This is a genomic window from Glaciecola siphonariae (genome assembly GCF_042652645.1).
GTDB classification, from domain to species: Bacteria; Pseudomonadota; Gammaproteobacteria; order Enterobacterales; family Alteromonadaceae; genus Glaciecola; species Glaciecola siphonariae.
The window spans coordinates 1-18,273 of the sequence record NZ_JBHSGU010000001.1 but is presented as its reverse complement, the minus strand read 5'-3'; the positions used below and the strand labels follow the sequence as shown (position 1 = coordinate 18,273).

Sequence of the window (18,273 nt, the reverse complement as noted above, 5' to 3'; positions counted from 1 at the left end):
AATTAGGTTATTTAAGGCCTTCATGGTCGATGCCAAATGGCGCAAATGCTTTGACGCGGTTGCGCCCGTCGTTTTTGGCGTCGTATAGCGCTTTGTCTGCCTGATCAATCAATTGGCGAGGCTTTATTTTCATAACCGGTACCACGCTGGTAACGCCTACGCTGATGGTTAGGCAGTTCAAGCTCGTCAGTTTTGTTGCTTTGTGTTCCAAGCGCTGGCTCTGAACAAAGCTCTGCAGGCGTTTGGCATAGGCTAGCGCGCCTTTTGCATCAATACCCGGCAAGATAATGGCGAACTCTTCGCCGCCATAGCGGGCAACCAAATCGCCTTTGCGATTAGTTTGCCGCTCAATAATTTGCCCTAAATCAACTAAACAATTATCGCCGGCAACATGACCATAGTGGTCGTTATATTCCTTAAAATAGTCCACATCTAAAAGCACCAACGAAAGTGCGCTATGGCTACGATAAGCACGCCCTAATTCTACCTCCAACATTTCATCAAAATAACGGCGGTTAAATAAACCGGTAAGTGAGTCGCGACGAGAAATGTCGTATAGCTGCCTTTCAACGAGCTTGCGCTTATCAATCTCTTGTTGGTTTTGATAGTTAAGCTCAATCGCTTTAACAAGTGCCTTGTTTACCTTGCGCACTAGCAGAAATGTCACGCCTGCAAAAGCCACAACACTTAAGCCAACCGAAATACTGGCGTGGGTATTGAGCATAAACATGTAAGCTGCGCTAATGATACTAACAGGGAGGGTTAGGCATGCTATGGCATACAAACTAGTGGCGTAACTCAATGCGCTTCCGGCATATACTGCGAATAAAAGCGCTGCTGTACTCATGATATATTCAGGGGGCGAAGCAGGCGTAACCACCGTTATAGCAAAAGCATAAGATAGCGACATAAGGATGGTGAGCACTGTCCATATAGCAACCCACTGATTCTGACTGAGCGCACTGTGATGATATTTTTGGTAGGCCAATGACAAAACAAAACGCGCCAGCGATATACACACACCAAGGCTAATCCAAATAGTTAATGAGCTAGCGTCAACTGTGTTTGAGAGCCAAAAGGCATAGATACATATAATGCCAATATGCCCGATGAGGACATTGCCCGATTGTGCAAAGAGCAAAGCAATAATGTCTGCTCGAGTGCGCATAGCAATATCTTTATATTCTGTGGTGTTTAAACTTACTGGGTTCAATCTTAAGCTCGTTGTTTAGACTATTCGTTGTTCAGCCATTTCGTTGATAAACCTAAAGGCACAGCATAATTTTACGCGACTGCCCTTAATTTTAGTTGCCTATCACAGTGTTTATTTGTGAATCTAGTAAAGCGATTTCACGGCGTTAAAGAGTATATCGGCATTTTGTCTTATTTGATAAGGCCTTTGCTTATGAGTATATAAACTCAATTACGCGTTGATTGCGCTGCCAATCTTGCTTCGTAGGCATTAACCACGTTAGCCCAAAAATCGGCGGTCACCTGATTAATTAAATTACTTTCAGCATTCATCAAAAAGGCGTAACCAATGCCGAGCTCTGGGGCAAACGACACATCCGCTCGATAACCTTGTACCCAGCCACCATGATAGTTCAACTGAATATCTTTAAAGTTATATACACGCCAACCTAAACCATAATGCGCACTGTTTAGATGCTGTCGCCAACCGCGCCTACGCAGTTCGTTTTTGGTTTGCACTCTGGGTAAAGTCATTTCAGTGACCATATCTTCGGACACTACGTCTGGATATTCGAGCAGCATAGCCCGTATCCATATTTCCATGTCTTTCGCGCTCGCGTTAATACCCGCAGCCGGTGAAAATCGATAATAATCATCTTTTACTTTTACCTTCGCCCAGCGATTTCTGGCAATAGCGGCATGTGGTTTAGCCCAGCTTGAGGCTGATTCTAGCGCGTTTCTGCCTACTGATGCCTCGAGCCCCAGCGGTTCAAATAAACGCGCCTGCAACTGCTTAGCATAAGAAGTATTGCGCTGGGCATAATGCTCCTCTATTACGCCAAACAGCGCATTTTGATAGGTATAACAATATCCGGGTTCACATAAAGGCTCGAGTGCTTGAAATTCTTTCAGTACTCGTTTTCGCTGGTAGTTCGCTTCTATGAGGTTGTCGTAGGCGTTGGGCATAAAGCCCGTAGACTGTCCAACAATGTGCCTGAGAAGAAGCGGTTTTTGAGGGTATTTATCGAAGTTGTACTCTGGCGTTATTTCACTGACCGGCGTTTGCCAGCCCATGGTGGTAGCAATTGGACTTTCGGTGGCAATTAAGGTGGCGGTAAAGGTTTTTGATACCGACGCTAGGCGAAATTTTGTGTTGGTTGAGATAGCTTCGCCGCGTTTTTCCGTTTTTCCAAAGGTATAGAATTTTGCCGGCTTTCCGCGCTCAACAACCACAAACACAAACCCTGGAATATTACGCTTTTTGGCCTCGGCTCTTACCTCGTTGGCAAAGTCGTTTGTCCACTGCATGTCTACAGATGGAGCCTGCGCGCGCACGCTAAATCCAGCTAAAAGACTCAGCAAGACACAACTTAGGCGGATAAACAGGCGAGTAGAAATCATGAATTACTGCATTATAAATAGTATGAGTTAGTAAGGTTAATTAACAATGAGTTCCGAAAACAACGTGTTTTTTTGCGTTATCATCGTAGACTGTTTGTTATAGCCAAAGCATACCACTAAATGGAAAACGATGTTAACGATTGAGCAATGTGAGCGCGCCAGAATGGCACGAGACCCCCGCTTTGACGGCAAGTTTTTTGTTTTGGTAAAAAGCACAGGCATTTTTTGCCGCCCCATTTGCAAAGTACGAGCGCCTTTAGAGAAGAATGTAGAGTATGCTCACAGCGCGGTTGAGGCTATGCATAGAGGCTTTCGCCCGTGTTTGAGGTGCCGTCCCGACAGTTCGCCTCATTCGTTCGCTTGGCAGGGCGTACAAACCACTGTAGAGCGAGCCATGCGCCTGCTCACCGAAGATTATAGCCGCAGCATAGAAGATGTGTCTGAGCGTTTGGGAGTAAGTGCGCGTTATTTGCGAAAATTAATGACGAGCCACTTGCAGCTATCGCCAAAACAATTTCGCCTGTTCAATCAAATTTTACTCGCAAAACGCTTGCTGCACGGCTCTAACATGAACATAGAGCAAGTCGCACAAGGCGCAGGATTTAGTAGTAGCAGGCAGTTGCAGCATCATATGAAACAAATCTGCTCATTAACCCCTACTCAAATTAGAAGCGCGCATCATGCCGCTTCAGCGAAGCAAGCTAATATTCAGCTCATGCTTTATTATCAGGGCGAATATGACTGGCCAAGCATGCGCGATTTTTTTAAACGTCGGCAAATAGATAACAACGAGGCGGTAAGCCAAACCAGCTTTACTAAAAGCCTCAACATACACAACCGCAATGTACGGGTTTGTATGCGGCATAAAGCAAGTGCTCGGGCTTTTGAGGTGTCTTATTCGCACGAGCATGTTGATTTGAGTGCGGCAATTATTGAACGGGTTAACAAAATTTTAGATTTACAGGCGAACCCCTATGTGATTTATGACGCCATTGAAAAAGCAGGGCTTAAGCCATCGCAAATTAATCGTGGTATTCGCATACCCGGCTTGAGCTGTCGTTTTGAGGCGGGCGTAAGGGCAATTCTCGGGCAGCAGGTAAGCGTACAGGCGGCAATCACGCAGCTTAATCGCTTGCAGCAGGGCCTTGTGGGCGCGGCGCAAAGCTTTATTACGCCCGAGCAGTTGCGCGATGCAGACTTAAGTTTTTTAAAGATGCCTGGAGCTAGAAAAGCCGCTCTGCAGAACTTTGCTGCTCTGATGGCTCAACACCCCAATGCAGATTTTGACCAATGGCTCGCGCTTAAAGGCATTGGCCCGTGGACAGTAAACTACGTAAAATTGCGCGCCACCAGCAGCACCGACGTGTGGCTAGATACCGATTTGATCATTCGCCAGCAAATCAAGAAATTGCACGATAGCTTTGAGCAACAAAAAGCACCGCCATTTACGCCTGAGCACGCCGCTCCATGGCGCAGTTACCTAACCCTCGCATTATGGAATTTAGCATGAGCAAGCAAGCTAAGAGCGCAGAACAAGAACAGCAACAAAAACAAGAGTACAGGACTGTCGGCATTAGTCAGTTTGCAACACCTGTAGGATATGTGCAGGTGAGGGCGAGTGAGCGCGCCGTGTTGAGCGTTGCGTTTGCAGACGATGCTGTGCAAGAGCAGGCCAACGACATTAGCGAACACGCCAAAGGGCAGCTAATTGAGTACTTTGCTGGTGCGCGTTCGACCTTCGATATACCCCTTAGTCCAAAAGGCACGCAATTTCAGCAGCAAGTGTGGAATGCTCTGCAGCAGATTGCCTACGGCGAGGTTGCGTCGTATTTAGATATTGCTCAAGCGGTGGGTAATGTAAAAGCGTGTCGAGCGGTTGGTGCTGCGAATGGCAAAAACCCTATTGCTATTATAGTGCCATGCCATAGAATAATCGGTTCCAACGGAAAGCTAACCGGATATGCAGGCGGCATGTCGCGAAAAGCTTTTTTGCTCTCACTTGAATCTAACCAACAGAGATTGTTTATTGAAAACATCTGATTTTGCCGAACTGCTGCTGCTAGGCGCTATTTGGGGTGCCTCCTTCATGCTAATGAAAGAGGCGGTGCCTGCATTTGGCGTTTTTGCGTTAGTTGAAATACGCGCGTTGGGAGCGACGCTTTGCTTGCTGCCCTTGGTTTTACTAAAAAAACAAGGGGGAGATTTAATTCGTTATTGGCCTAAACTCTTTGTGGTGGGGCTAGTAAACACCGCAATCCCGTTTTGCTTGTTCAATTATTCGCTGCTGCACTTAAACGCAGGCCTCGGTGCAATTTTAAACGCAACTGCGCCTATGTTTGGCGTGCTTGTGGCATATTTGTATTTACGCGAGTCTATTGGCTGGCTCGGCATCGGTGGTATAGGTTTGGGGTTTGCCGGCGTGGTAGTTATTACGGTGGGGCAAACGCACGTACAGGGTGATGGGCTTGCCTCGGCGCTACCCGTACTCGCCGCTTTAGCCGCCACCTTATGCTATGGCATAGCCGCGAGCTATTTAAAGCGTCACCTGTCGCAAGCCAAGCCTTTTGCGATTGCGGCGGGAAGCCAAATATTTACAGCGATTATTCTTGCACCCTTTGCCCTTTATCATTTGCCTGAGGTTATGCCTTCTAGCAGCGCTTGGATAAGTGGCTTAACGCTTGCCTTTTTGTGCACAGGTTTGGCTTACGTTATGTACTTCGATTTAATTGCCAAAATTGGTGCTTCGCGCAGTATGACCGTTGGCTATTTAGTGCCGCTTTTTGGCATATTTTGGGGCGTGGTGATATTAGATGAAGTCTTGTCATTAAGCTCTATTTTTGGCGGCAGCATGATATTACTTGGTGTAATGATGGCAACTAACGCTTGGGCGATATTCAAGCGTTTGCTGCCCGGTAAAAAAAGCGCGTCGCTATAAAACATCTCCTCGACCAGTCTGTCACTCAATTCTGCGACCAGTCCTTAAAATGAAAAGCTACTGACAAACGCGCCTGCTTTGGCTACACTTTGCGCACTGAAATTATGAGGAAAAAGCATGGCGCTATCTGTAGTCATTCTAGCCGCGGGCAAAGGCACTAGAATGAAGTCTGACCTTCCTAAAGTCCTTCATACCTTAGCCAACAAGCCGATTGTTGAACATATTATAGATACCGTTAAGAGCCTTGACTGTCATCAGATTAACCTTGTTTATGGTCACGGTGGAGACTTGCTTAAAGCACGGTTAAATAAGCATCAGCTCAACTGGTGTTTGCAAGCAGAGCAGCTTGGCACCGGTCATGCGGTAATGCAGGCGCAAGAGCATATAAACGATAATGACGACGTGCTAATTTTAGTGGGCGATGCCCCGCTTATTTCTAAAGGCACCTTAGAGCAATTAGTGGCAGTGAAGCAAAACTGTGATTTAGCTCTGCTGACCGTGAACTTGCCAGACCCAACCGGCATGGGCCGCATTGTGCGCAGTGCAGATGGCGCCTCTATTACGGCAATTGTTGAGCATAAAGATGCCACAGACGCACAACGCGCTATTACCGAAATTAATACCGGCATGATGATCATGGCAGGTAAAGATTTAAAGCAGTGGCTGTCTAAATTATCGAATAACAACGCACAAAACGAATATTACCTAACCGACGTAATTGCCATGGCAGCGCAAGAGGGTAAAGTGATTCAATCGGCGCAGCCGCAATGGCCTAAAGAAGTTGAAGGGATCAATAATCGTAAACAGTTGGCCGCATTAGAGCGTGCTTACCAGCTTAAAATAGCAGACACCTTGATGGATGACGGCGTACGTTTGGCCGACCCTCATCGGGTTGATGTGCGCGGTGATTTGCGCGTGGGTCGTGATGTGAGCATTGACGTAAACACCCTATTTGAAGGCTCAGTAGTGCTTGGCAATAATGTTAGCATTGGTCCTAACTGTGTGCTCAAAGACTGTGAGATTGGCGACGGCACTGTGATTGAAGCCTTCTCCCATATTGTAGATGCCAAACTTGCCGCAAATTGTAAAATAGGCCCTTACGCCCGCTTGCGCCCAGGAAGCGATTTGAGTGAGGGTGTTAAAGTAGGCAACTTTGTAGAAGTCAAAAAAGCCAGCATTGGTAAGGGCTCAAAGGTAAATCACCTAAGTTATATTGGCGATGCTGAGATAGGCAGCGGCGTCAACATTGGTGCAGGCACCATTACCTGTAACTACGACGGCGTAAATAAATTTAAAACCGAAATTCAAGACGACGTATTTGTTGGTTCCAACAGTGCTCTAGTAGCCCCTCTGACAATAGGTAAGGGCGCGACAGTCGGCGCGGGCAGTATCATAACCAAAATAGTTGATGCTGATAATTTAGCGATAGCCCGGGCAAAACAGCGCAATATTGCAGGCTGGCAAAAGCCAGTTAAAAAATAAGCCAAAACGAATAAGCGAAGGAAGAGATTATGTGTGGGATTGTTGGCGCGGTTGCTGAGCGTAACGTAGTACAAATATTACTAGAGGGATTGAAGCGTTTAGAGTATCGCGGCTACGACTCCTCTGGCGTGGCGCTCATTAACGGCAACGTGCTTAATGTGATTCGGCGCACCGGCAAAGTAAAAGAGTTGAGCGACGCCATTGACCACCAAAGCGATAGCGGAATTGCATTAGGCACTACTGGCATTGCGCATACGCGCTGGGCAACGCACGGCGGCGTAACCGAAGCTAATGCTCACCCGCATGTGAGTGAACAACGCTTTGCAGTGGTGCATAACGGCATCATAGAAAACCACAAAGCCTTGCGCGACAGCCTAAGTGCAAGCGGCTACCACTTCGCTTCAGATACCGATACCGAAACCATTGCCCATACCGTTGCACAATTACGAAAATCATCCGCATCGCTTTTAGAAGCGGTACTCAAAGCAGTGCCAACCTTCCATGGTGCTTACGGCACGGTGATTATTGATAAAGAAGATGCCAGCACTATGGTGGTGGCACGTTCAGGCTCGCCACTGGTGATTGGTTTGGGCATTGGTGAGAACTTTATAGCGTCAGACCAAATGGCGCTGTTACCCGTTACCCGCCGATTTATCTTTTTAGAAGAGGGTGATGTTGCCGAAATTACGCGCACGAGCATTGTCATCATTGATGCCACTGGCACGCAGGTTGAGCGCCCTATTGTAGAATCAAACGTAGAGCATGATGCTGGTGACAAGGCCGGTTATCGCCATTATATGCTCAAAGAAATATACGAACAGCCCGCTGTAATTCGCAATACCCTGCAAGGCCGTGTAAGCCCAGAGGGAATTGCAGACGATGTATTTGGCGAAGGATCCGATGCCATTTTTGCTAAAACGCAGCACATCAAAATCATTGCCTGCGGCACAAGTTATCACGCCGGCATGACCGCAAAATACTGGCTAGAGGCTTACGCTGGGGTGTCGTGTGACGTTGAGATTGCTTCGGAGTTTAGATACAGAAAATCCGTAGTAAAACCTAATAGCCTATTGGTGACTATTTCTCAGTCGGGCGAAACTGCCGATACATTAGCCGCTTTAAAATTGGCCAAAGAATGCGGTTATATGTCGAGTTTGGCAATTTGTAATGTTGACGGTTCGTCTTTAGTGCGTGAGTCTTCACTTTCATTTATGACCAAGGCTGGCGCCGAAATCGGTGTGGCATCTACCAAAGCGTTTACCACTCAGCTTGCAGGCTTTTTGATGCTGGTATTGGCGATAGGTAAGCATCACAATATGCCTGCCCAGCTTGAACAGCACATATTGCAAGCGCTTGTAGAACTGCCCAATAAACTTGATGAAACCCTTACCCTTGCCAATGAAATTGATGAGCTAGCTGAGGAGTTTTCAGATAAAGAACATAGCTTATTTTTAGGCCGCGGCGACCAGTATCCCATCGCAATGGAAGGCGCACTTAAATTAAAAGAGATTTCGTATATTCACGCAGAAGCTTATGCCTCGGGCGAACTTAAACATGGTCCACTTGCCTTAATCGACGCCGACATGCCGGTAATTGTAGTTGCGCCGAACAATGAGCTATTAGAAAAGCTAAAATCGAACGTTGAAGAAGTACGTGCTCGCGGCGGCATAATGTATGTATTTGCCGATAAAGACGCGCATTTTGAGTCAGACGAAACCATGCGTGTAGTAAACGTGCCTCACTGCATGGAGTCTATCGCGCCCATTGTGTATACCCTACCTCTGCAACTACTTTCATACTATGTCGCCTTAATTAAAGGGACAGATGTAGATCAGCCGAGGAATTTAGCTAAAAGCGTTACTGTGGAGTGACGCAGATACAGGCACAGATACAGATGTGCGATCGAATTAAAGTTTGGAACTTGGAATTAAAGTTTGAAACTAGACATTAAAGTTTCAAACTGAAGCCATAATAACGAACCCGCTTTTATGCGGGCTTTGTTTTAATAGTCTCTTCATTTTCAAAAACCTCAAAACAGTGGAATAATGAGAACAAGGAAATGTAAGAATAATAATTATTATAAGCAAGGTGTTGCTAAGGAAGCTTTAAGGTATGGCGACAAACAAAAAAACACCACAACCACCGCCAAATTCGAACAGCACTTATGGGACACTGCCAACAAACTGCGTGGAAGTGTTGAATCTTCAGAGTACAAACATGTTGTGCTCAGTCTCATATTCCTAAAATTCATCACAGACCAGTTTGAAGCTCAACGCAAAAGACTAATTGAGCAAGGCTATGTTGCTTATCAAGAAAAATACCAATTCAATATACATCAACCCTAAGTGAATACTTCGAACAAGGAGAGCAGGATGACACTTGATATTAGAGGTAGCAAAAAAACGACTAGAATAAGCGACAACCGATTTATCGTATTTGAGGAATTATTATCAAATGCAATTGATTCTTATCTGATCAGAAAAAATGAAACACCCAATATTCCACCGTTAGATGTTCGCTTTCAAATAGACCTTTACACCAGTGATATGTTCGCTAAGGATTCTATTGGAGTACAGCTAATTGATAAGGCCTGAGACTTGTAGACACTTTTTATGGTAAAAATAGAAACAATACCACAAGGAAAGATACAATGAGCAGAGGCACCAGATACACCGATGAATTCAAGCGAGAAGCAGTCAATCAAGTAACCGTTCATGGCTACAGTGTAAATGACGTTGCGGATATCGACCAGGGGTATGTACAAAAACTCTTTATGATTGGCGTAAAAAGCTAGCTGTGCCATCAAAAGCGAGTGATGATGAGCAAGACTTGAGAGCAGAAAATGCTCGACTTATTTGCTCTAAACGTTGTGGGCTGGTCGATGAGTTCGATGATGACAGAAGACTTGGCTATGGATGCTAGTACTTCCGCTTATTGGCGCAGAAAACCAGTAAAAGAAGTCAATTTACACTCGGATCAAGGCTCTCAATACACAAGCCGACAATTCAAAAAACTTCTAGCCAATTACAAAATTATACCGAGTATGAGTCGGCGTGGAAACTGTCAATACAATACTGCCGCTTAGAGCTTTTTTGGTAGTTTGAAGCGAGAGCAAATTAGGCGAAAAATCTACAAAACCCGCTCTGAAGCTAGGCAGGCTATATTTTATTATATTGAGATGATTTACAATCCAAAACGTCGACACACGAGCAATATACGAGTGTCACCTAATACCTTTGAAAGTAATTACTTTAAAGCGATAGAAAGTGTCTAGGGAACTCAGGCCCCATCACAGTCTATCTCACAGAGCAATCGATGATTGACTATTTCTGATTGTTAAGACCGCTATAGTTTCCTCATGGTAGTTAGATACCGTTCTATAACATCTAGCTCCTCAGAACTGAATTGATTTTCAATAGACTGGTTGAAGTCTCGCAGAAAAGGTATCACCGATAATATGGTTTTCTCGCCTTTTGTTGTTAAATTGAGCCTAAATGCCCTTCCATCTTCAGGGCACTTTTGACGAAAAACCATATCCGCTTTCTCTAACCTTTTAACCAATCCTGTAACAGCTGAGTCATCTAGGAGCAGCTTTTTAGCCATAGTTTTCATTAGGCTATTTGGATTTTCTTTTAAATAAAATAGTGCTCCAATTTGAACACCTGAAGCGCCAAATAATTCTAGACAGTTTTGGTCAACAAATTTCATTGATGCATGTCTAGCTTGATTGAGTAAAAAGAAAAGCTGACGGTTTTTCACCTCGAATCCCAGTTCCTTATTTGTTTTTATAAGTTCAGCCTATTGATTCAGAGTTTTATACATTACTAATTCAAGAAAGCAATAGTCTTTTGCATACCAAAATATACTTGACATGTCAGGTATGTTTAAATACCTTGCATAAAAACGCTTGCTGAGTCGATATATGAAGCACATAACACAAATTGAAAAGCATATTGAAAATAGGTCAATATTTATTACTGGTGGGGCTAGCGGCCTCGGATTAGCTATTGCATCTGAGTTTGCAAAGGCAGGGTGGCGAGTTGGTATATTCGATTTAAACCAAGAGCACATCGAGTCGGCGCAGAAGCAGCTTCAATGTGAAAGAACTAGTCCAATATTTTTTCAAGGAAACGTGGCTAACTATGCTGAGCTAAAAGCATGTATTGATGATTTTGCAGCCGATGGCTTAGGTGTAATGATTAACAATGCTGGAATAGCTGCTGGCGGGAATTTTCTAGAAAGAACACTAGACGATTGGAATAAAATATATCAGATAAATGTATTCGGCGTCGTAAATGGCTGTAAAGCTGCGCTACCACATCTAATAGGGAATAGGGCTATATTGCACAATGTTGCCAGTGCGGCGGGTTTTATGTCTTCACCAATGATGGCTAGTTACAATTCTTCTAAAGCTGCTGTAGTTTCATTGACAGAGACTCTGATTGGCGAGTATTCAATGACAGACTCATTACTTATCTCAGTTTCATTGCCAGCATTCTTTAAGACTAATTTGCTGGCCTCTCTACTAGCAAGTGACGAGGAAAAAGAAGCCGCACGTCTATTGATGAAATATTCTGACTATACCGTCGAGCAGGCTGTGGAGGATATTCTCGAAGGTATAGCAAATAAACAGAATTATATTTTTGCACCAAAGAAACTCAGAACGTTATGGCGATTTAAGCGATTTCTTCCGAATCAGTTTATCAAAGTGCTACCAGAAAAACGGCGTAAACGAATAGAGTTGCTAAAAGCACAAGAAAGAGATCAAAAGTCGTGACGAATATCAACTGCAAGTTTATTCAGTCGGAGACTCAAGAATCAATTAAAATTTTCGAAGTAAAAGCGAAAACAACTAAGGTATGTGGAACAATCATTTTGGGGAATGGCATAGGTGGTACAATGGATTGCGCAAACAAAGACCTTGCGAAATTTTTCTCCCATCACGGTTATAATGCTATCGCATTTGATTACAGACACTTCGGCGAAAGTGATGGCTCACCACGACAGTTGTTCTCTATAAAAAAACAGTTAGAAGATTGGAACAGCGTCATCAGTTATACCAAGAAGAACTCAAAAAACCTTAATACTACCAAATTGGTGCTTTGGGGAACCTCTTTCGGTGGTAGTCATACTCTAACCTTGGGCGCTAGAAGAAATGATATTGATGCAATTATAGCGCAGTGTCCTAACGTTGACTTTTTACATACTGTTTTACATACCCATCCACTCAGGTTACTTAAGCTCACAATCAATGCCTTGTTAGATATTGTTGGCAGAAGTTTCGGGGCTTCACCCAAACTTATCCCGTTGGTTGGAGAGCTAGATAGTAGCGCTTTAATGGTAACTAGGGACGCTGTATTAGGATATCCAAGACACGCTAGCGCTAGCCGTGTTTGGAGAAATGAGATTACTGCTGGGTTTGCTCTGACACTTGCCTTCTACAGGCCGATTAAAGAGGCTCATCGTATTACTTCATCGTTGCTCTTATGTATTTGCAACCGCGATTCAATCGCTATCCCTGATTTAGCTTATCAAGTCGTCGCACGGGCAAAGAATGCTAAAAGCGTGGGATATGACTGTGACCACTTTGAATTATATGAACCACAACACACCAATCAAACACTCAAAGACCAGCTTGCATTTTTAGCAACAGTTTTAGGGTAAACGACATACAGTAAGGGGTTATATTGAAATGAAAAAACAGTTCACTGAGTTATGCTCAATTAGTGAGCGTCAATCGCAGCTTGTTTTGGAAGGAAAACCACGTGTCAAAAACCATGTCAATACAATTCACGCTGGAGCCTTGTTTACGCTTGCCCAACAGTCACTCATTGCAAAACTAAAAACAGAAACTAATGTTCCAACAGATACAAAAGGTTTTTGTTTCACCATTTTTTATAAAAAGCCTGCTCGGGGCTTGCTAAGAGCAAGCACTGAATGCATAACCCAATCAAGAGATTATCTCACCAAAATTTACGACAATAACGAAATCATCGTAGTGGAGATTACTGCGAAAAAAAGCGGTCAGGAGTCAGTCCATGTTTGATTCTATTTTATCTCTTGTTCTTAAACCTATTGCAGCAAGGAAACTGAATAATGGCGTACCATTTGCGCGTGAATGCGGTCTAAAAGTTACATCTTTTGACAGTGGTATTGCTTCTGCTCGAATGGCCGTCAATCCATGCCTCCAAGATGCTCAAGGAGCTTTTGAATCGGGAGCTCTTTTTACACTTGCCGAAACGGCGTCTGGTGCGGCCATGACTGGCAGTTTTTTACCTGTGATTATAAATGCACGCCCAGTTGTTTCCCGAGCTGATTTTACCGTAATATCAGACTGTAAGGGTGAAGCTGTTGCAGATGCAAAAGTGGAGGGCAATTCACGCTTATTACTGGCTAAACTTCGTAAGGAAAAGAAAGTACAGTTCTCAGTTTCAGTGAATGTAATAGATAGCGGCAATAACGAATTAGTAGCGAAGATGAAAGCTAACTGGCATGTAATAATGAAATAGGTCAAATCTTCCGTCGAGGTAAAACTGTGTTTAGCGAACCAGAACTTCATAATCGATCAACCGGTTAATCGACCAACCGGTAAATCTCAGATTTCAATCGACTAATTAATTAGGTTGGCTGATATAAGGACTCGATTTTTACTGGATCGATTGTTAGGATTCTCTGCATGTTTCAGATAGAGAAGTAATCTGTAAGACTATGATTACCAAAGGAACTTGACGGTCTAACTACCAATCTAAGTAATCGATAAAAAAACATGGAAACTGAATATTCAATTTGATATCCAAAGCCGCTGATTTCAAGACCAGCTTTTTATGATTTGAAATTATTTTTTTATGCCAGCGAATGCTTGCTTATAAATTGCTAACGCATGTCTTTCTTTTATTTCTTTTAAGTTGTTCCCAATCAAACGCTTCTGAAAGACTGCTGAAGTGGCTAATCACAAGGATGCTTGGATGCAATTATGATCGTAAGTATGCCTTAAACGCAAAAAAGTAGACCAAATTTATTTGGCAACTCTAAATTATTTAAACCAAAGCAAATCTTTTTATTTCAATTTTGAATACGATCAAGGCAGTATTTTTTAGTGGGGTAATAATTGAACAGCAAGGATAAACTCAAAAAGAGCTTAGAGTGGATTTCGGGCAAGATAAAAAAAGTATTCGGAATATTATGTGGAAAATTGAATTCAACAGTTAGCTATTTCCAATCGTATTCTTTACCCAATCTGGCAGTTCTCTAAACTTTTTGATTTGGTTTGCACTTAAAATTGCGACACACTTGTGCGTTTCTTTTTCATCAGTATTGTCATAAAAAGAGACTGTATCGCACAAGGGAATGGCAAGCTTTACATTATTGAGCATGCGAGGAATGCGCTCTGATATTTTTTGTTCGGGGACGCTGTGACCGCCTTGGTGAATTCGATTGTTTACGCGGGCAATATTTGTTTCAGGCGAACTATCGATATGAATAACGTACAAGTTGATGTTAAAGTTTCTGGCCTTTGCATCGGCAATAAAATCCACTTTAGAGGGGTGAGAGAAAACGGTTTCAAAGCAAAAGCTCTGATGGCTAGCTAGAAACTGTTGTCTTAGTTTTTCGACCTCTTTGGCGGCTTCATAGCTGTGTTTTTCTGGCGCATCGGGCCATATTTTCTTGGCGTACTCATCTGCATTCAGAAAAGGCAAGTTGTATTGACTTAGATAACGATAGTAGAAAGTTGTTTTTCCACTACCATTGCCGCCTACAATTATATTAAGTTGAGACAAGCTACTTCCTTATGCTTTGGATTTAGCGCGTTCAGCAACAAACTCGCCATCTACAAATTTACCAAACTTCACTTCACCATTTGGGTAGGTGGCTTTTAGTGTACCTAAGTGCGTCATATCGATGTTAGGCGAATAAAGTACGTTTCCTTGGTTAAGTAAGTCTTGTGAAAGCGAAGTATCTGCATTCACCTCATTTGCAACATAAAAAGGGTCAATTTCTTGTTCGCTAGCTGCTTCAACTTTGATTGACGCACTACCGTGGAATAGACTGATGACTTGTGCAGGTGAGAGGTTTGCACTTACTCGCTTGCCAATTTCCGACCAATATTCGATTTGCTCTGCGGCAGTTCTGCTTAAAGTAGAGCCAATAATTTTTGCGTCCTTAACTAATTGCTCGTTAAGGCGCATAGGACTGTTATGTTTAGCCATGATTTAGCCTCTTTCTTCTTTTACGCGATTAAGTGTAGCAAATCTCTACATGAAAGCGAATGCCTTTTATATCGCTTTAAAAAGACATCAACATGCAGCTAAATGATGTTGATGAATTTAAAAGTTATTCATCATTAAAAGCTATGATCAAAGGGTTCTATGTCCTGCGATCAGCTCTTGCACATAGAGCCGAATATAAAAAAATAAGTAGGAACGATACTGCTCTATTGTCTTATATCGTGTGCAGTATTATTTTGTCGGTTACTTGTTTGTCATATCGTGGCTACGATTCGCTTAAACGGCTGGCCGATGAATGTGAACGCTTAGATCAGATTGCTTAAGGTAATGATGATTGAATGGAGTTACAGGTAGTTAGCGGTTAGCTGCAATTAGAGAAATTGTCGGTTAAACCCCGCCTGTTTTATTTTCTCGACTTCCAGCACTTGCTAAGCAGAGCTATCTTGACTGCTCATGGGTAATCTTAATGAGATTAATTAGTTTCAAACATTAATACGTGGACTTTTTGTCATATTAAAGTTTAGGCTTTACTCAGTTTCAAACTTTACGAATTTTGAATAAAATCTACCAACACGAAATCGCGAGTTTCAGGTGGTTTCAGTTTCAGATATTAATTCACTCGCACAACAGAGACAAAGAAAAAGTAGCGCTGCGGGGTGGAGTGTGTCCACCTCTTCATTCTAAAGAGTAACAAACGGCAGTATTCAAAACGCCGAAATAATAAGTAAGACCTGTTAAAGCTTTGCGCAAACAAATTGTTCGGTCTTGGTTCAAGACAGAGGCCTATTTTTAGAAGGGTAAATATTATGTGTCAGTCAAAAAGCAAAATTAAACTCTGCACCTGTGGCGAGGTTGATAGGGCAAATCCGCATTGGATATTAAGCACTAAAACAAAACAACAAGAGGACATGCTTGTTGTTGGCAGTTTTGAGATGCCATCTAAGCAACAGTGTGCAGGTTATGAGGAAATTGCTAGCGCCCTCAACAGAGTTGACGGTGCTTTTGACTTCGAGTACTCACCCACTGGTGAAGATTCGCTCACAATTTACATTGACAGCCACAGCTACACCTTTGGCTATGATCAAACGCAAAACTGCTGGGTATCTGACTATTGGGGTATGGGCTCGGGAAGTGATTTAAAAGAACGCAAAAAAGGAGACGTAAAATTTATTTAAAACTTACTTCGGCATTCAACGCTCGACCCTTGCAATAGCAATCTTCGCATATGAGTGACGGCGTCACAGCGAGGGAAAAATAGTCTTAAACTAAACAATCAAGAAAATAGCCAGTCTGACAAGCCTTATCACGCTAGGAGTATGAGTTGGGCACAAAGGTTGCCATGCGAAGCAGCAAAACAATAGATTCATTTGCTAAGTAAAACTGTCTGCAAAGGTAAGCTCAACAAACAAGGCTCACATAAACACTTCTCTCCTTGATACCCAAAGGTTACAAAAACTTGTTGACACGATGATACCTTGAGGTTACCTCGATACCTCAAGGTATCATTTAATCAAAAAAAGGAAACAAACATGAAACAACACAACCCAAAGTCAGAAGAGAAGTTTATGAGCCACAATGCCTGGTTTTCAGTCTTTATAGGCGTTGCACTATTGGCACAATCTCTATACCCGCTAGTTGATGAATATAGAGCTATCACTATTGGAATACTGGTCGTTGCCTTTGTAGGTACGTTTATTATGTTCTGTTTACAAGGTGGGCTAAAGAGTAGGCAGCTCTACATAACTTATAAAGATGAGTTTTTAAGTGCTATTAACACCAAAGCATACAAACATTGTGCCTATTCACTAATAGGGGCTTTTGGCATAGCAATTATTTTTGGCTCGACTTTGCTTTCACAAATATCGCATTCGTCTATGGCATTCATTTACTTGGCAATTGCTTGCGTTACATACGGCATATCACTTTTGTGGCAAAGTCGCGCCTAAGGACTGAAAATGAAAAATAATATTGCAGAATTTCGCAAGAATAGTGGTATATCTCAACAGGAACTGGCTGATTTAATTGAAGTATCACGAAAAACAATAAGTACTGTTGAGACCTCTCGCTTTACACCATCGGTAATTATTGCGCTAAAAATAGCTGCGCATTTTAATACAACGGTTGAAAGTGTATTTGAACTTGAAAATGGTGATTGAAGCATTTCAGCAAACTACACAAAAGAATTAGAGGCAAGGACGCCATTGTTGCAAGTTCCAAACAAACACAAGTATCAAGGTTAACGACCAGAGCAAGACTGAATAATTAAGGCTGAGCAGGACGAGTTATCACACTAGCGTGATCCTTTAGAATTGTTACTTTCTTAATATGCGTTGGCTTCAACTGTATGTCAGTGAAAAACTGAAGTGCAATGTCAAAGCGCATTATTTAAGTGAAAGGCTCAAATTACCGATACACCCTATATGAAGAACAAAAAAGCGACCATACACCGCGCATGCAAGACCCAAACAAACTATTAAAGTCAATTAACATCTTGGTGGTTGACGATATGGAAGCTATCCGTAGTATGATCAAGGCATGCCTGCGTCAAATGGGTGCGACTAGAGTGATCGCCACTTACAACGGTGATGCAGCGTGGCACATATTAGAAAAGCATCGAGTAGATATGATTGTGTGTGATTGGGACATGCCAAAAGTTACTGGCATAGAACTTCTTCAGAAAGTTAGATCAAAAGATACCACAAGGCACATTCCTTTTTTGATGTTGACCGCTTCTATTGATAAAAAACGAGTGCTCAAGGCGGTTGAACTAGGTGTTAACGATTATCTTTCAAAGCCCTTCCAACCCAAAGAGCTTGAATATCGCGTGCTGAAACTTCTAAGAAAAGTGAACTTAAATCCTATCATTCCTGAAAAATCTGACACTCAAAGAGCAGACAATCAAGAACAAAGTACAGACAGTGGCGCAGCAGACAAGTAAGTTGTACTAGCTCAGACTTGATCTGACACTTACCCGCTTTTCAATCGGTGCCTGTCAGATTAGATTTGAGCTAAGTTCTTTTCAGCCCAAATCGATTTACT

Annotated in this window: 22 protein-coding genes and 1 pseudogene; 18 read left to right on the top strand and 5 right to left on the bottom strand. The window is 42.9% G+C overall.

Annotation, left to right across the window (positions count from 1 at the left end):
- Positions 1-7: 7 nt before the first annotated feature.
- Together ACFO4O_RS00115 and ACFO4O_RS00110 are read right to left on the bottom strand one after the other, a co-directional pair.
- Positions 8-1,213: a GGDEF domain-containing protein gene (locus ACFO4O_RS00115; protein ID WP_382405151.1), complete on the bottom strand. Its 1,206-nt coding sequence runs from the start codon at positions 1,211-1,213 to the stop codon at positions 8-10.
- A gap of 206 nt (positions 1,214-1,419) precedes the next feature.
- Entirely contained in the window at positions 1,420-2,592 is a 1,173-nt protein-coding gene (locus ACFO4O_RS00110; RefSeq protein WP_382405149.1) for a serine hydrolase domain-containing protein, read from the bottom strand.
- Between the two features lie 130 nt (positions 2,593-2,722).
- Between ACFO4O_RS00110 and ACFO4O_RS00105 the strand changes: the two genes are divergently transcribed.
- From ACFO4O_RS00105 to ACFO4O_RS00060, 10 genes and pseudogenes are all read left to right on the top strand, one after another.
- A complete protein-coding gene (locus ACFO4O_RS00105; protein WP_382405147.1) occupies positions 2,723-4,102 on the top strand; it encodes a DNA-3-methyladenine glycosylase 2 family protein in 1,380 nt (459 codons plus the stop codon).
- Positions 4,099-4,632 (top strand): methylated-DNA--[protein]-cysteine S-methyltransferase, encoded by a 534-nt coding sequence (locus ACFO4O_RS00100; RefSeq protein WP_382405146.1) that lies wholly within the window; start codon positions 4,099-4,101, stop codon positions 4,630-4,632. Before ACFO4O_RS00105 ends, ACFO4O_RS00100 begins: the two co-directional genes overlap by 4 nt.
- A complete protein-coding gene (locus tag ACFO4O_RS00095) occupies positions 4,619-5,527 on the top strand; it encodes a DMT family transporter (protein WP_382405145.1) in 909 nt (302 codons plus the stop codon). Before ACFO4O_RS00100 ends, ACFO4O_RS00095 begins: the two co-directional genes overlap by 14 nt.
- A 117-nt stretch (positions 5,528-5,644) precedes the next feature.
- Positions 5,645-7,009, top strand: coding sequence for a bifunctional UDP-N-acetylglucosamine diphosphorylase/glucosamine-1-phosphate N-acetyltransferase GlmU (gene glmU, locus ACFO4O_RS00090; protein ID WP_382405144.1), 1,365 nt, complete (start codon positions 5,645-5,647; stop codon positions 7,007-7,009).
- A gap of 29 nt (positions 7,010-7,038) precedes the next feature.
- Positions 7,039-8,880, top strand: a complete 1,842-nt coding sequence (gene glmS, locus ACFO4O_RS00085) for a glutamine--fructose-6-phosphate transaminase (isomerizing) (RefSeq protein ID WP_382405143.1) — start codon at positions 7,039-7,041, stop codon at positions 8,878-8,880.
- A gap of 174 nt (positions 8,881-9,054) precedes the next feature.
- The gene (locus ACFO4O_RS00080) at positions 9,055-9,354 is read left to right on the top strand and encodes a type I restriction-modification system subunit M N-terminal domain-containing protein (protein WP_465253827.1); all 300 of its coding nucleotides are present in this window, start codon (positions 9,055-9,057) and stop codon (positions 9,352-9,354) included.
- Between the two features lie 27 nt (positions 9,355-9,381).
- Complete coding sequence (locus ACFO4O_RS00075; RefSeq protein ID WP_382405142.1) at positions 9,382-9,603, top strand: hypothetical protein; 222 nt, start codon at positions 9,382-9,384, stop codon at positions 9,601-9,603.
- A gap of 56 nt (positions 9,604-9,659) precedes the next feature.
- Positions 9,660-9,803 carry a transposase gene (locus ACFO4O_RS00070; protein WP_382405141.1) on the top strand — a complete coding sequence of 48 codons (144 nt, stop codon included), beginning with the start codon at positions 9,660-9,662 and terminating at the stop codon, positions 9,801-9,803.
- Between the two features lie 48 nt (positions 9,804-9,851).
- Positions 9,852-10,094 carry a DDE-type integrase/transposase/recombinase gene (locus ACFO4O_RS00065; RefSeq protein WP_382405140.1) on the top strand — a complete coding sequence of 81 codons (243 nt, stop codon included), beginning with the start codon at positions 9,852-9,854 and terminating at the stop codon, positions 10,092-10,094.
- A gap of 12 nt (positions 10,095-10,106) precedes the next feature.
- Positions 10,107-10,283: pseudogene (locus ACFO4O_RS00060) on the top strand (IS3 family transposase); the annotation flags it as partial.
- A 71-nt stretch (positions 10,284-10,354) separates the two neighbouring features.
- Here the strand turns inward: ACFO4O_RS00060 and ACFO4O_RS00055 are convergent.
- Positions 10,355-10,768, bottom strand: coding sequence for a MarR family winged helix-turn-helix transcriptional regulator (locus ACFO4O_RS00055; RefSeq protein WP_382405139.1), 414 nt, complete (start codon positions 10,766-10,768; stop codon positions 10,355-10,357).
- 163 nt (positions 10,769-10,931) lie between these two features.
- On the opposite strand from ACFO4O_RS00055, the gene ACFO4O_RS00050 reads away from it, so the two are divergent.
- Genes ACFO4O_RS00050 through ACFO4O_RS00035 form a run of 4 tightly spaced genes read left to right on the top strand, consistent with a single transcriptional unit; the run spans position 10,932 to position 13,518 of the window.
- Positions 10,932-11,786, top strand: a complete 855-nt coding sequence (locus ACFO4O_RS00050) for an SDR family NAD(P)-dependent oxidoreductase (protein WP_382405137.1) — start codon at positions 10,932-10,934, stop codon at positions 11,784-11,786.
- Positions 11,783-12,673, top strand: a complete 891-nt coding sequence (locus ACFO4O_RS00045) for an alpha/beta hydrolase (RefSeq protein WP_382405135.1) — start codon at positions 11,783-11,785, stop codon at positions 12,671-12,673. Before ACFO4O_RS00050 ends, ACFO4O_RS00045 begins: the two co-directional genes overlap by 4 nt.
- Before the next feature lie 28 nt (positions 12,674-12,701).
- Entirely contained in the window at positions 12,702-13,055 is a 354-nt protein-coding gene (locus ACFO4O_RS00040; protein WP_382405134.1) for a DUF4442 domain-containing protein, read from the top strand.
- Positions 13,048-13,518, top strand: a complete 471-nt coding sequence (locus tag ACFO4O_RS00035) for a PaaI family thioesterase (protein ID WP_382405133.1) — start codon at positions 13,048-13,050, stop codon at positions 13,516-13,518. Before ACFO4O_RS00040 ends, ACFO4O_RS00035 begins: the two co-directional genes overlap by 8 nt.
- A 696-nt stretch (positions 13,519-14,214) precedes the next feature.
- Here ACFO4O_RS00035 and ACFO4O_RS00030 read toward each other — a convergent pair.
- Positions 14,215-14,787, bottom strand: coding sequence for an AAA family ATPase (locus ACFO4O_RS00030; protein ID WP_382405132.1), 573 nt, complete (start codon positions 14,785-14,787; stop codon positions 14,215-14,217).
- A 9-nt stretch (positions 14,788-14,796) separates the two neighbouring features.
- The gene (locus ACFO4O_RS00025) at positions 14,797-15,216 is read right to left on the bottom strand and encodes a TA system antitoxin ParD family protein (protein ID WP_382405131.1); all 420 of its coding nucleotides are present in this window, start codon (positions 15,214-15,216) and stop codon (positions 14,797-14,799) included.
- A gap of 824 nt (positions 15,217-16,040) precedes the next feature.
- Here ACFO4O_RS00025 and ACFO4O_RS00020 point away from each other — a divergent pair.
- From ACFO4O_RS00020 to ACFO4O_RS00005, 4 genes are all read left to right on the top strand, one after another.
- Entirely contained in the window at positions 16,041-16,409 is a 369-nt protein-coding gene (locus tag ACFO4O_RS00020; protein WP_382405129.1) for a hypothetical protein, read from the top strand.
- A gap of 354 nt (positions 16,410-16,763) precedes the next feature.
- Entirely contained in the window at positions 16,764-17,180 is a 417-nt protein-coding gene (locus tag ACFO4O_RS00015; protein ID WP_382405127.1) for a hypothetical protein, read from the top strand.
- A 9-nt stretch (positions 17,181-17,189) separates the two neighbouring features.
- Entirely contained in the window at positions 17,190-17,390 is a 201-nt protein-coding gene (locus ACFO4O_RS00010) for a helix-turn-helix transcriptional regulator (protein ID WP_382405125.1), read from the top strand.
- A 233-nt stretch (positions 17,391-17,623) separates the two neighbouring features.
- Positions 17,624-18,172, top strand: a complete 549-nt coding sequence (locus ACFO4O_RS00005; protein ID WP_382405123.1) for a response regulator — start codon at positions 17,624-17,626, stop codon at positions 18,170-18,172.
- Positions 18,173-18,273: the final 101 nt, after the last annotated feature.